This window comes from Rhodanobacter sp. FW510-R10, from assembly GCF_058781105.1.
This window is the reverse complement of the sequence record NZ_JBYSWL010000001.1, coordinates 3,253,783-3,265,812: the sequence shown is the minus strand read 5'-3', so window position 1 is coordinate 3,265,812 and position 12,030 is coordinate 3,253,783. Positions and strand designations below refer to the sequence as shown.

Below are 12,030 nucleotides of genomic sequence, written 5' to 3'. Positions count from 1 at the left end.
TCTCAGTCCCGGCGCAAGCGGACCAGCGAGCTTCAACCGCCAATATACGACATCTCGATCTTTTTCTGGCCGCGGGTTGTCGGTGTGGCCTGGCTGCGCAGTTCCGAATAACGGTCGCGCCGGTGGCCCCAGACACCTGCCAAGGTATCCATGATCGTGTCGTCGTCGACCCCGGCGCGCAGCAGGTCGCGCAGGCTGGTGCCGAGCGCAGCGAACAGGCAGGTATACAGGACGCCTTCGGCCGACAGGCGTGCGCGCGTGCAGCCCCCGCAGAACGGCTTGGTCACCGACCCGATGACGCCGATCTCGCCTGCGCCATCGACGTAGCGCCAGCGGTTGGCGACCTCGCCCGGGTAATTGGGTGCGACGCGCTCGAGCGGCCAGTGTGCGTCGATGCGTTGCAGCACCTCAGCGGCGGGCACCACGTCCTGCATGCGCCAGCCATTCGTCGTGCCGACGTCCATGTACTCGATGAAGCGCACGATGTGCCCGCTGCCGCGGAAGTGTTCAGCCATCGCCTCGACGCCCTGGTCGTTGACGCCGCGCTTGACCACCATATTGACCTTGACCGGACCGAGGCCCGCAGCCGCTGCATGGCCGATCGCGGCAAGGACCCGGGCGACGGGAAAACCCACGCCGTTTATGGCCGCGAACGTCTCGTCGTCCAAGGCATCCAGGCTGATGGTGATCCGGTGCAGACCGGCATCCTTGAGGCGCCCTGCCTTGTCTGCGGTCAGCAGCGAACCGTTGGTGGTCAGACTGAGATCGGTAATACCCGGCACCCGGGCCAGGCGCTCCACCAGTTGCTCGATCCCCTTGCGCACCAGTGGCTCGCCGCCGGTCAGGCGCAGCTTGCTCACGCCTAGTGCGGCAAACAAGCGGGCGAGGCGCTCGATTTCCTCGAACGTGAGCAGGCTGGCGCGCGGCAGGAACGCGTGGTCGGCACCAAAGAGTTCCCGCGGCATGCAGTAGACGCAACGGAAGTTGCAGCGATCGGTCACCGAAATGCGCAGGTCGCGCAGCGGACGGCCAAGCGTGTCTTGGGTTGGCATGACTCGCATCGTCTCGTTCATGGCATCTGGAGCCTAGCGTATCCGGGCGTGGCCTTCTTGATCCATGCCAAGTCGCGTATCGTGGGCAGGGAGGTCGTTGTATGGGATTCCCGCTCGTGTCGGATGAGGGCAGGGTGCATGTGGGACAAGGTGAAGTCGAGGGATGTGCATGGTTCTTGACTCGGCATCGCGCGCGGCTACCGTGGTGCTGCTCGTGGGTACCCAAAAAGGGCTCTTCAGGGCGCAAGCGGACGCCGGGCGACAAGAGTGGCGCGTCGCGGGACCGCTCCTGGCCGGCTATGAAATCCAGGCCGCGTTTCTCGATCGACGCGTTGCGGGCGTGGGCTATGCCCTGGCGGAACATCCGGTGTGGGGCAAGCATGTGTATCGCACCGACGATGCCGGCGCCAGTTGGCAACCATTACGCGACATTCCACGTCATCAGCACGCCGAGACTCCTGCAAGCATCACGCGGATGTGGAGCCTGGCGCCAGGCGCGGATGACGAGCCCGACACCTTGTATGCCGGGATCGAGCCACCGGGCTTGTACGTGAGTCGGGACCGGGGCCAAAGCTGGAACGCGATAGTCGCGTTCAACGCGCATGCGACGCGCCCGAGTTGGACGCCGGCCAAGGGCGGCCTGGCCGTGCATTCGATCCAGGTCGATCCGCGCAATGGCCGTCGGATGTTTGTCGCGCTGTCGGCTGGCGGCGTCTACCGCACGCTGGATGGCGGACTGGGCTTCGAGCCCGTGAACGCTGGCGTGCGCGCGCCGTACCTGCCCAGGGCCGGGCAGGCGAGTGGCCATTGCGTGCACCGCATCCTGCTGCACCCGGCCGATCCCCTGCGCTTGTATCAACAAAGCCACTGCGGCACGTATCGGAGTGACGATGGTGGCGCGAGCTGGCAGGAAATCACCCGGGGTCTGCCGAGCGATTTTGGCTACGCGCTGGCCACCGATCCGGCCGACCCCGACAGCGTCTGGGTGATCCCCGAGCGCGACAGCCAGCTCCGGGCGACGGTGGATGGCCGGATCCGGGTCTACCGCTCGCACGACGGCGGGCGGCATTGGACTGCGCTCGAGGCCGGCTTGCCCCAGGCCAACGCCTGGGTCACGGTCCGTCGTGACGGGCTTGCCGCAGATGGCCTTGATCCCTGCGGTTTCTACTTTGGGACGTCCAGCGGCCATTTGTTCGCGAGTGCCGACGATGGCGACCACTGGCGCCTGCTCTGCGGATTCCTGCCCGGCATCCTGTCCGTGTCGGCGCATGTGTTGGATCCATCCGCATGAGCACCACCTCGCTCCTGGATGTTCTGCACGCGCGCCGTGGCATCGTCTGTGCGGTTGGTGCGGGCGGCAAGAAGACGACGCTGTATCGCCTGCTGGCCGCCCACCCTGGGCGCGCCGCGTTCACCTCGACCGTGTTCACCTATGCCTTTCCCGAGGACCTGGCGGCACGTCCGGTCGTGGCAGCTCCGGAGCATATCGTCGAGGCGGTGCTGCAGCAGGCGCGGGAACACCGCAAGCTGGCCTTTGCATGTCCATCCGAGAAACCCGGGCGGCAAGTCGGACTCACGTCCGACCAGGTGCTGCGATGCCACAGTCAGGCCGGTTTCGACGTCACGTTCGTGAAGGCCGACGGGGCGCGCATGCGCCTCATCAAGGCTCCGGATGCGCATGAGCCAAACCTCGTCGACGGCGCGACGACGGTGCTGGCGCTGGTGTCCGCGCGTGCAATCGGCCTGCCGCTCTCCAGCCGTTGCGCGCACCGGCCTGAACGGCTCGCGGCGGTCACCGGGGCGCGCGAAGGCGAGACGCTCACCCCGTTGCACCTGGCGCGCCTGATCGCGTCTGCCGACGGCCTGCTGCGCGGCGTGGGGGATGCCGGCGTGATCCCAATCATCAACATGGCGGAAAGTCCCGCCGAGCGTGCGGCGGCGCGGGAAGTGGCAGAGCTGGCGCTGGATCTGAGTGCACGCTTTGATCGCGTGGTGATTGCCGCCATGCGCGCCGCCGACCCGATTGTCGAGGTGGTTGAACGCCCGCATGCTTGAGCCTGGCGGACGGCAGTCGCGTGGTATTCTCCAGGCATGAACGCACGCCCGGAAACCGCGGTGCGCAGGTCGCCACGGGTGACGCTGTCGATCCCGGCTGCACTGCGCATGCACTGCGGAGGCGTCGACGCGATGCAACTGGAGGCAGCCACCGTGCGCCTGGCGCTGGCAGCGGCCGGCGCACGGCACGGGACGTTCCTGCAGTACGTGCTGACGCGTGATGGCGAGCTGCGACCGTTCGTGAAGATCTTCGTGCGCAGCGACGACGTGCGTGACCTCGGCGGACTCGACACCAGGCTGGACGACGGTGATACGGTGATGATCGTGCCCTCGGTGGCCGGGGGCTGAGCGCAGCCCGCGGCATGCGCTCCGGAGTGGACTGGCGATGAAGGCAACAGAGCGGCGATTGGCGGCATTGCGTGCCGAGATACCGGAAGTTACGCCCGCGGAAGCGCTGAGCCTGGCGCAGCGCGGCGCCAGGCTCGTGGACGTGCGTGAAGAGGACGAGACCGCGCAAGGCCTTGCCGATGGCGCGGTGGCCGTCGGCCGCGGGTTCCTCGAGCTGCGGATCGAGGACGTGGTGCCGGATCCCGGGCAGCCGTTGCTGGTCATGTGCGCCAGCGGCATCCGCTCATTGTTTGCGGCGCACGACCTGCGCGAGCTCGGGTATCGCGACGTGCGCTCGGTTGCCGGCGGCTTCCAGCGCTGGAAGGACGAAGGCCTGCCATTTCATATGCCCCGGGTTCTCGGCGCCGATGCCCGCGTGCGTTATGCGCGGCAGGTCATCCTTCCCGAAGTGGGACCGGCGGGCCAGCAAAAGCTCCTCGATGCACGGGTGCTGCTGGTCGGCGCAGGCGGCTTGGGCGCGCCGGCTGGCCTGTATCTCGCCGCCGCGGGGATCGGCACGCTGGGCGTCGTCGACCAGGACATTGTCGAACGCAGCAATTTGAACCGCCAGGTGATCCACAGCGATGCACGCGTCGGCACCCCAAAGGTGGAATCGGCCCGTGCCGCGATGCTCGCGCTCAACCCAACGATACGCGTGCAGGCCCATCCGGTGCGCTTGTCCCCGGCGAACGTGGAAGAGCTCTTTTCCGGCTACGACGTGATTGTCGATGGCTCCGACAATTTTCCGACCCATTACCTGGTCAACGATGCCTGTGTGCATCTGCGCCTGCCATGCGTGCATGGCTCGATATTCCGTTACGATGCACAAGTCAGCGTGTTCTGGCCGGCTGGCCCCGGCGGTGGGCCGTGTTACCGCTGCCTGTACTCGGAGCCGCCACCGCCCGAGCTCGTTCCATCCTGCAACGAGGCCGGTGTGCTGGGCGTGGTGCCGGGGGTGGTCGGTCTGCTCGAGGCGACTGAAGCGCTCAAGCTCGTCTTGGGTGTGGGCCGATCCCTCGCCGGGCGCCTGCTTTGCTATGACGCGCTCAGCATGAGTTTCCGTGAGCTCAACGTGCGCCCCGATCCCGACTGCGCGTACTGCGGGGCCGGCAAGCGGTTTCCCGGCTATGACCACCAGGAGGCCACTTGCCATGCCGTCGCTTGAGCCGGCGGCCTATCCGCGTGGGCAAGTGACGGCGGGCATCCTGGCCGGCGGCCGGGCCACGCGCATGGGCGGCGTGGACAAGGGCCTCGTGCCACTGGATGGGCGCGCGATGGTGGAGTACGTGATTGATGCGTTGCGTGGGCAGAGCGCAGGCATCCTGCTCAACGCGAACCGCAGTTTCGAGCAGTACCGGCGTTACGGCGTGCCGGTGGTGCCGGATCGGCAGGACGGCTTCCTGGGGCCCTTGGCCGGCGTCGCCAGCATGATGGCTGCCGCGGATACGGCGTGGTTGTTGACTGCACCGTGTGACTCGCCGGCCGTGCCGGCCGATCTTGGCCAGCGCTTGTGGCAAGCCGTCGCACGCGAAGGCGCCGAGATCGCCGTGGTGCATAGTGGCGAGCGACTGGAGCCGGTGTTCGCACTATTGCATTGCAGCTTGCGGCCTGACCTCGAGGATTATCTTGCGGCGGGTGAGCGCAAGATCGACCGCTGGTATCAGCGCCACCACATGGCCACGGCCGACTTTTCCGATACCCCCGAGATGTTCGTCAACGTCAATACCATGTCGGAGCGCGACCTGCTGGCAGGTCGATGGGCCACGACACGCCCAGGCTGACGGCCGAACGCGCCGCAATCCGCTGGACGGTCGTGCCGCATCATCCAATACATGGGCTGGCGGTAACGCGGCGTACAAGCGGGGAACCCAAGGAACGTCATGGACAAGCACGAACATCACGATCGGTCCGATGCGGCAACAGGCAAAGGCGCGCAAAGCGGCCTCTTGTCGGTGGAGCAGGCGCGCGCGCATATCATCAGCCAGCTGAGTCCAGTCGCGACGCGGGAGCGCGTGGCGTTGCGCGACGCCCTTGGTCGCGTGCTGGGCGCGGACGTGGTGTCCGCGGTGGCCGTGCCGGCACATACGAATTCGGCCATGGATGGCTACGCGGTGCGTGCCGCCGACCTGACCGCTGCAACTGGCGCGACGCTGCGCCTTGTCGGCCAGTCGTTTGCGGGGCACCCGTTTGCCGGCGAAGTGGGGGCCGGCGAGTGCGTGCGGATCATGACCGGGGCGGTGTTGCCACACGGCGCGGACACCGTGGTCATCCAGGAGGACGCCACGACCGAGGGTGACCTGGTACGGACCGGGGGCGGGCATGAGCGCGGCCAGCACGTCCGCCAGGCCGGCGAGGACTTGCCGGTGGGCGGAACCGTACTGCGTGCCGGTCGTCACGTGGGTGCGGCCGATCTCGGGCTGCTGGCTTCCCTGGGCATCGTGGAGGTCGATGTCCGTCGCCGCCTGCGCGTCGCGTTCTTCTCGACGGGCGATGAGTTGCGCTCGCTCGGCGAACCGCTGGGTGAGGGCGATATCTATGACAGCAACCGCTACACCTTGTACGGGATGCTGGCGCGCTTCGGAGCCGATGTGCTCGATCTTGGCGTGGTGCGTGATGATCCGGCCGCGCTGCGGGAAGCCTTCGAGCGGGCCGGCGCGGACGCCGACGTCGTCTTGACCAGCGGCGGCGTGTCCGTCGGTGCGGCGGATTACGTGCGTGACGTCCTGGCCGAAGTGGGTGACATCGGCTTTTGGAAGGTCAACATGAAGCCGGGCAAGCCGTTGGCGTTCGGGCATCTGGGCGGGGGCGCGGCATTTTTCGGCCTGCCGGGCAATCCGGTATCGGCCATGGTCACGTTCTATCAGATCGTGCAGCCGATGTTGGACCATCTGGCCGGGGCGGAGCCCCGGTTGCCGTTGGCACTCATGGTGCGTGCCAGCGCGCCGCTCACCAAGGGCAGTCGACGTCGCGAGTTCCAGCGCGGTCGGCTGGAGATGGATGGCCAGGGCGAACTCAGCGTATGTTCGGCCGCGCCGCAGGGCTCGGGCATCCTGCGCTCGATGAGCGTGGCCAACTGCTTCATCGTGCTGGGAGAGGACCGCGGACCGGTACACGCGGGCGAGTTGGTATGCGTGGAGCCGTTTGCCGGCCTCGTCTAGGAGCCGCCCGAACAGCCGGCTCAGGCGAGCTTGAGTGTACCCTCGACCACGAATGGCCGGTCAAGTACGGCGGACGTCAGCTCGATTTTCACCGCGACGTCTTCATGCCCCTGCAGTTTCCCGCTGTCGATCGCGGCGCGGACCGCGTCCTCAAGCTGCTGCTGGGAGGTGACGCCGACCGTCTTCAGGAACTTGCGCACACTCATATTGAAGGCTTCTTCGTTCATCGTGATCCCTCGCCGGAAAGGTCGGTGATGGCGCCACGGGGCGATTGCGGCGCGTGCACTTGACGCCGCCTGCGGTCGTGTAGACCATCGGAGTTGCGCTTCAGCTTCAAGTTTGGCACATCCGGAAGGCAAGCGTTCGTGGGCGTCATGGACGTCGAGCCGGCCATCGCGAAGGGGGTAGCTCGAGATGAGTGTGAGTGTGGATGCGGCAGGCGTCGAGGGTGCGCGGCACCGCAAGCGCAAGCGTGGCCAACCCAAGGGGCGGCAGGTCGACCCGACCGCACTCAACGCCGTGCAGGACGTACTTGGTGACATGCCGCGTCGGCGTGACCTGCTGCTGGAGAGCGTGCACCGGCTCAACGACCAGTCGGCATCGGGTGCGGCCGCGACGGCCTGAGCGGAGCTTGCGCGATGGATGATCTTGGAGCGGCGGTGCTTGCCGCGATCGGCCTGATCGTCCACCTGGACCAGCAGATGATGCAGGTCATCGTGCTGACGTTCGAGGTGAATCTGCTGGCGGCGGTCATCGGCTGCGTGGTCGCGTTCCCGCTGGGCGCCGCGGTGGCGGTCCTCCGCTTTCCCGGTCGGGCGTTCGCGATCGCCTTGCTCAATGCCGGCATGAGCCTTTCGGGCGTCGTGATTGGCCTGGTGGTCTACTTGATCCTGTCGCGCTCAGGGCCACTCGGTGGCTGGGGCCTCCTGTTCTCGCCGAGCGCCATGGTCATCGCGCAGGTCGTCATGATCATTCCGATCGTGGCCGCCCTGACTTGCCAGACCGTCGCCGACCTCGATCGCGAATATGACGAGCAACTGCGCTCGCTGGGTGCGGGCAGATTACGCAAGATGCTGACCTTGCTGTGGGACGGCCGCTTCAGCCTGGTGACGGCGGGGCTGGCAGGATTCGGCCGTGCCTTGGCGGAGCTGGGAACCGTGATGATCGTGGGTGGCAATATTGCCCATCACACCCGCGTGATGACGAACGCCATCATGCTGGAGACGGAAAAGGGCGACCTGCCCATGGCCGTGGCGCTCGGCATCGTGCTGCTCGCATTGACCCTCGTCGTCACCTTGTCGATCGAAGGCGTACGCGCGCTGGCGAGCCGACGCTATGCGTAGCACCGACGTCGCCGCCGGGGGCGCGGGCACGGCGGCGTGCGCGGCTGCAGGAGATGCCGGCACCCACTCGCTGCCCCTGGTCGTGGAGGGCTTGGGCTATCGGGTCGACGACAAGGACCTGCTGGTCGACGTGTCGTTCTCGATCCAGCCCGATACGTTCAACATCATCCTCGGGCCCAACGGTGCGGGCAAGAGCCTGTTGCTGCGACTGTGTCATGGCTTGCTTTCCCCACACGCGGGCCGGATTGCATGGCGTGGCTTGTCGCCTGCCGCTGCACGCCGCTGGCAGGCGATGGTGTTCCAGCGCCCGGTGATGTTGCGCCGCTCGGTTGCCGCCAACGTGCACTACGCGCTGCGCGTCCGCGGCGTACCGCGCACGCAGTGCCGCCACCGTGTCCACGAGGCGCTGGCGGCCACGAACCTCCTGGCGTTGGCACACATGCCAGCGACGCGACTGTCGGGCGGTGAGCAGCAGCGCCTTGCCCTCGCGCGCACCTCCGCGCTGGAGCCCGAAGTCCTGTTGCTCGATGAGCCTTGTGCGAATCTCGATCCGCGCTCGACGCTCGATATCGAGACCGTGCTCGGCACGCTGCGGAAGCGCGGCACCACGGTCGTCATGACGACCCACGACCTGGCGCAGGCGCGCCGGCTGGGCGAGCGCGTGCTCTTCCTCAATCGCGGCCGCCTGGTCGAGGATGCCGATGCCGGCCGGTTCTTTGCCGCGCCACGCAGTCCGGAAGCGCGCTCCTTCCTCGACGGCGAGCTGCTGGCTTGAGCCGCGCAGGGCGTCCGTCGGCCAGCCTTGGCAGGCGATTTGTCCGGCGCCGCTTCAGCCAGGTCGGCGCGCGTGCGTTGTGCGTATCCTTGACTCGGCTCCAGTGGACAGAATCTCTCATGCACGCACCCCGAACCATCCCGTGGATCTTGGCCACCATCGTGGCGGCGACAGGCTGGGCGCTGCCGCCGGCGGTCGCCGCGACAGCATCGAGCGGCGTACTGACCGTAGCATCGACCACCGACGTGCAAAACTCCGGCCTGTACGCTTGGTTGCTGCCGAAGTTCAAGGCTGCGACGGGCATCGAGGTGCACGTCATTGCAGTCGGGACCGGCGCGGCGCTGGATCTCGGCAAGCGTTGTGACGCCGATGTCGTGCTCGTGCATGCCAAGGCGCAGGAGCTGGAGTACGTGGCTGCAGGCTATGGCATCGACCGGCATGACCTGATGTACAACGACTTCGTCATCGTCGGCCCGGCGGCGGACCCGGCGCACATTGCCGGCATGCGAAGTGCGGCCGCTGCGCTCGCGCGAATCCAGCAGAGCCGGGTTGCGTTCCTGTCGCGCGGGGACAACAGCGGCACCAATATCAAGGAGCTCGCGTTGTGGAAAATGGCGGGGCTCGATCCCTCGCCGGCGAGCGGCACCTGGTATCGCGAAACCGGAACCGGCATGGGGCCTACACTCAACACGGCACGGGCGATGGACGGCTATACGCTGACCGATCGCGCGACGTGGATCAGCTTCCGGAACAAGGGGGACTCCAAGGTACTGGTCCAAGGCGACCCGCAACTGCTCAACCAGTATGGGGTGCTCCTGGTCAACCCGCAGCGTTGCCCGCACGCCAAGCTCGCCCTGGCACGCGCGTTCCAGGGCTGGCTGCTGTCCAACGTGGGGCAGGCGGCGATCAAGGAGTTCCGCCTGGCGGGGGAGCAGCTCTACCATCCAAACGCGAAGCCCTAGGCTGCGCCTCGCAGCCTTGCGGAGGTCGCTGTGTCCGCGCGTCCCGTGCGGATCATCACGATACCGCTGCCCGGGCCTGGGGCATCGCGCGTACGACTTGCGGCCTCGCAGGCGGACTGCGTTGCAGCGACGCGCGAAAGGCGGCAACGTCCTCCACGGCAGTGACGCGGCCGTCATCCATCCATGCGACGCAATCGGCAATGGCCAGGATGTCTTCCGGCCGGTGGCTGACGAGGATGGTGGTGAGTCCGAACGTGGGTTTGAGTTCGCGCAGATAAAACAGCACGTCGTCGCGTGCCTCACGGTGCAGGCCTGCCAGCGGCTCGTCGAGCAGGAGAACCTGTGGATGGCGCAAGAGTGCGCGTCCGATCGCGACACGCCGGGCCTGGCCGCCCGAAAGCTGCGGCGGGTGGCGGCGTATGAGCTGGGCCAGCCTGAGCAGGCTGACGACCTCGTCAAAGGCGGCGGGCGGCGCACCCCGCGGCATGCCGTAGCGCAGATTTTCACCGACCGTCAGGTGGGGGAACAGTCGTGCTTCCTGGAAGACGAAGCCCACGTCGCGCTCCGGAGCGGCTTGGTCGATCCCGCGCCTGGAATCGAACAACACGTTGCCAGCCAGCTCGATGTGGCCGCTCTCGGGTTTGAGCAACCCGGCGATTGCGAACAGCGTGGTGCTTTTGCCGCAGCCGGAGGGGCCGAACAAGGCGAGCGTGGGTTGCGTGAGGTGGAGTTCGATGTCGAGCGCGAAGTCACTCCGATGCAAGACGATCTCCAGATGGGTCATGCCGTGATTCCCTCGCGCTCGGGTCTGCCCCGCAGCAGCATGAATGAGGCGATCGAGGAGGCGAGCAGCGCCACGATGATGGCGACGATCGTCAGGCGGATGGCGCCAGGCCCCTCGCCTGGCGTCGAAAGGAGCTCATACAGCGCGATGGGCAAGGTCCGCGTCTGGCCTGGGATCGAGGACACGAAAGTGATGGTCGCGCCGAATTCGCCAAACGCCCGGGCAAACGCGAGCGCGAAACCGGCAACCAGGCCACGGCGCGACAACGGTAGGGTGATGCTGAAGAACACGCGCCATGCACCGGCTCCCAGCGTCGCGGCGGCGTGCTCCAGCCGTTGATCGACCGATTCAAAGGCGTTGCGCAAGGCAACGACGAGCAAGGGGAAGGCCATGACCGCGGCGGCCACTGCCGCGCCCGTCCAGCGGAACGCGATCGACATGCCCATGGCCGCCAGCAAGGACCCAAGGGGGCCGTGGTCACCAAACGTGAGCAACAACAAATAGCCGGTCACGACCGGCGGCAGGACCAGAGGCAGGAGCAGCAACCCCTCGAAGAGTGCCTTGCCGCAAAAGCGCTTGCGGGCAAGCAGCCATGCGCAGGCCATCGCCGCGGGCAAGGAACACGTGATGCCGGTCAAGGCCACCTTGAGGCTCAGGCCAAGGGCAACGACTTCCTCTGACGAGAGGGTCATCACGGGTACCGTCAATGGCCCAGGGGCGTGAAGCCCCAGCGCTGGAAGATTGCGCGCGCGCGATTGGATTGCAACGCCGAGAGCATGGCGCGGGAACGCTCGTCATCGTGGCCGCTGACGATGGCGGCGGCGTAAATGATGGGCGAGTGGCTGCTGGCCGGAAATGTCGCGAGCACCTTGACGCGCTGGGTGGATGTGGCGTCCGATCGGTACACGATACCCAACGCACATTGCCCGAGCAGCACCATGTTCAGTACGGCGCGCACGTCGCTGGCCATGGCCAGGCGCGGTTCCAGCGCGGACCACAAGCCCAGCGTCCGCAACGCTTCATGGGCGTAGATGCCAGCAGGCACGGAGCGGGGCAGGGCGATGGCCATGCGGCCGTCGGTACCGAGCAGCGCAAGGATGGGCTGCGCGCCCCGGTCGAGGTCGATGTTGGCCGCAATGCCAGGCGTCCCGATCAACACGATTGAATTGGTCAGCAGGCTGGTGCGCGTTGCAGGTACGATCGCGTGGTGGCTTGCCGCATCATCCATCCAGCGCCGGTCGGCTGAGACGAAAATGTCGGCCGGCGCCCCGGCTTCGATTTGCCGCGCCAATGCGGAGGACGCGGCGTACACCACGCGTGGCGCAGGCCTACCCAATTGACCGCTCGCCGCGATCTCATCGAGTGCGGGCTTGAGGCTGGCTGCTGCAAAGACGGTGGGCGGCGTGGTCGCTGCGGTGGACGTACCGAGCCATGCACAACATAGCAACGCGGTTACGCAAGACCACCAGCGCGCAGGCCTCACCCTACCGGTTCCGTGCGCTGTGCGCACGCGG

General features: G+C 67.0%; 15 protein-coding genes. 10 read left to right on the top strand and 5 right to left on the bottom strand.

Annotated elements, in window-relative coordinates:
* Window positions 1–32 precede the first annotated feature (32 nt).
* Window positions 33–1,052 (bottom strand): GTP 3',8-cyclase MoaA, encoded by a 1,020-nt coding sequence (moaA, locus tag AC3WJB_RS14235; protein WP_492682650.1) that lies wholly within the window; start codon window positions 1,050–1,052, stop codon window positions 33–35.
* Window positions 1,053–1,221: 169 nt separating this feature from the next.
* On the opposite strand from moaA, the gene AC3WJB_RS14230 reads away from it, so the two are divergent.
* From AC3WJB_RS14230 to moeA, 6 genes are all read left to right on the top strand, one after another.
* Window positions 1,222–2,343 (top strand): WD40/YVTN/BNR-like repeat-containing protein, encoded by a 1,122-nt coding sequence (locus AC3WJB_RS14230; protein WP_492682648.1) that lies wholly within the window; start codon window positions 1,222–1,224, stop codon window positions 2,341–2,343.
* The gene (gene yqeC, locus AC3WJB_RS14225; RefSeq protein ID WP_492682646.1) at window positions 2,340–3,107 is read left to right on the top strand and encodes a selenium cofactor biosynthesis protein YqeC; all 768 of its coding nucleotides are present in this window, start codon (window positions 2,340–2,342) and stop codon (window positions 3,105–3,107) included. Before AC3WJB_RS14230 ends, yqeC begins: the two co-directional genes overlap by 4 nt.
* 36 nt (window positions 3,108–3,143) lie before the next feature.
* Window positions 3,144–3,455 (top strand): MoaD/ThiS family protein, encoded by a 312-nt coding sequence (locus AC3WJB_RS14220; protein WP_492682644.1) that lies wholly within the window; start codon window positions 3,144–3,146, stop codon window positions 3,453–3,455.
* Between the two features lie 37 nt (window positions 3,456–3,492).
* Entirely contained in the window at window positions 3,493–4,659 is a 1,167-nt protein-coding gene (moeB, locus tag AC3WJB_RS14215; protein ID WP_492682642.1) for a molybdopterin-synthase adenylyltransferase MoeB, read from the top strand.
* Window positions 4,646–5,275: a molybdenum cofactor guanylyltransferase MobA gene (gene mobA / locus AC3WJB_RS14210; RefSeq protein ID WP_492682640.1), complete on the top strand. Its 630-nt coding sequence runs from the start codon at window positions 4,646–4,648 to the stop codon at window positions 5,273–5,275. Before moeB ends, mobA begins: the two co-directional genes overlap by 14 nt.
* Before the next feature lie 99 nt (window positions 5,276–5,374).
* Window positions 5,375–6,652 (top strand): molybdopterin molybdotransferase MoeA, encoded by a 1,278-nt coding sequence (gene moeA / locus AC3WJB_RS14205; RefSeq protein ID WP_492682638.1) that lies wholly within the window; start codon window positions 5,375–5,377, stop codon window positions 6,650–6,652.
* Window positions 6,653–6,672: 20 nt separating this feature from the next.
* Here moeA and AC3WJB_RS14200 read toward each other — a convergent pair whose 3' ends face one another.
* A complete protein-coding gene (locus AC3WJB_RS14200) occupies window positions 6,673–6,879 on the bottom strand; it encodes a DUF6494 family protein (RefSeq protein WP_492682636.1) in 207 nt (68 codons plus the stop codon).
* 187 nt (window positions 6,880–7,066) lie between these two features.
* Here AC3WJB_RS14200 and AC3WJB_RS14195 point away from each other — a divergent pair, with 187 nt between their 5' ends.
* The 4 genes from AC3WJB_RS14195 (at window position 7,067) to AC3WJB_RS14180 (ending at window position 9,732) form a co-directional block, all read left to right on the top strand.
* Complete coding sequence (locus AC3WJB_RS14195) at window positions 7,067–7,276, top strand: hypothetical protein (RefSeq protein WP_492682634.1); 210 nt, start codon at window positions 7,067–7,069, stop codon at window positions 7,274–7,276.
* 14 nt (window positions 7,277–7,290) lie between these two features.
* Window positions 7,291–7,995 (top strand): ABC transporter permease, encoded by a 705-nt coding sequence (locus tag AC3WJB_RS14190; RefSeq protein ID WP_492682632.1) that lies wholly within the window; start codon window positions 7,291–7,293, stop codon window positions 7,993–7,995.
* A complete protein-coding gene (locus AC3WJB_RS14185) occupies window positions 7,988–8,770 on the top strand; it encodes an ATP-binding cassette domain-containing protein (RefSeq protein WP_492682630.1) in 783 nt (260 codons plus the stop codon). Before AC3WJB_RS14190 ends, AC3WJB_RS14185 begins: the two co-directional genes overlap by 8 nt.
* A gap of 119 nt (window positions 8,771–8,889) precedes the next feature.
* The gene (locus tag AC3WJB_RS14180) at window positions 8,890–9,732 is read left to right on the top strand and encodes an ABC transporter substrate-binding protein (RefSeq protein WP_492682628.1); all 843 of its coding nucleotides are present in this window, start codon (window positions 8,890–8,892) and stop codon (window positions 9,730–9,732) included.
* Between the two features lie 55 nt (window positions 9,733–9,787).
* Here AC3WJB_RS14180 and AC3WJB_RS14175 read toward each other — a convergent pair whose 3' ends face one another.
* The 3 genes from AC3WJB_RS14175 to modA are packed head-to-tail and all read right to left on the bottom strand — an operon-like array spanning window position 9,788 to window position 11,999.
* Window positions 9,788–10,516, bottom strand: a complete 729-nt coding sequence (locus AC3WJB_RS14175) for an ATP-binding cassette domain-containing protein (protein ID WP_492682626.1) — start codon at window positions 10,514–10,516, stop codon at window positions 9,788–9,790.
* The gene (gene modB, locus AC3WJB_RS14170; protein ID WP_492682624.1) at window positions 10,513–11,208 is read right to left on the bottom strand and encodes a molybdate ABC transporter permease subunit; all 696 of its coding nucleotides are present in this window, start codon (window positions 11,206–11,208) and stop codon (window positions 10,513–10,515) included. The genes AC3WJB_RS14175 and modB overlap by 4 nt, the downstream gene beginning before the upstream one ends.
* Before the next feature lie 11 nt (window positions 11,209–11,219).
* The gene (gene modA, locus AC3WJB_RS14165; RefSeq protein WP_492682622.1) at window positions 11,220–11,999 is read right to left on the bottom strand and encodes a molybdate ABC transporter substrate-binding protein; all 780 of its coding nucleotides are present in this window, start codon (window positions 11,997–11,999) and stop codon (window positions 11,220–11,222) included.
* Window positions 12,000–12,030: the final 31 nt, after the last annotated feature.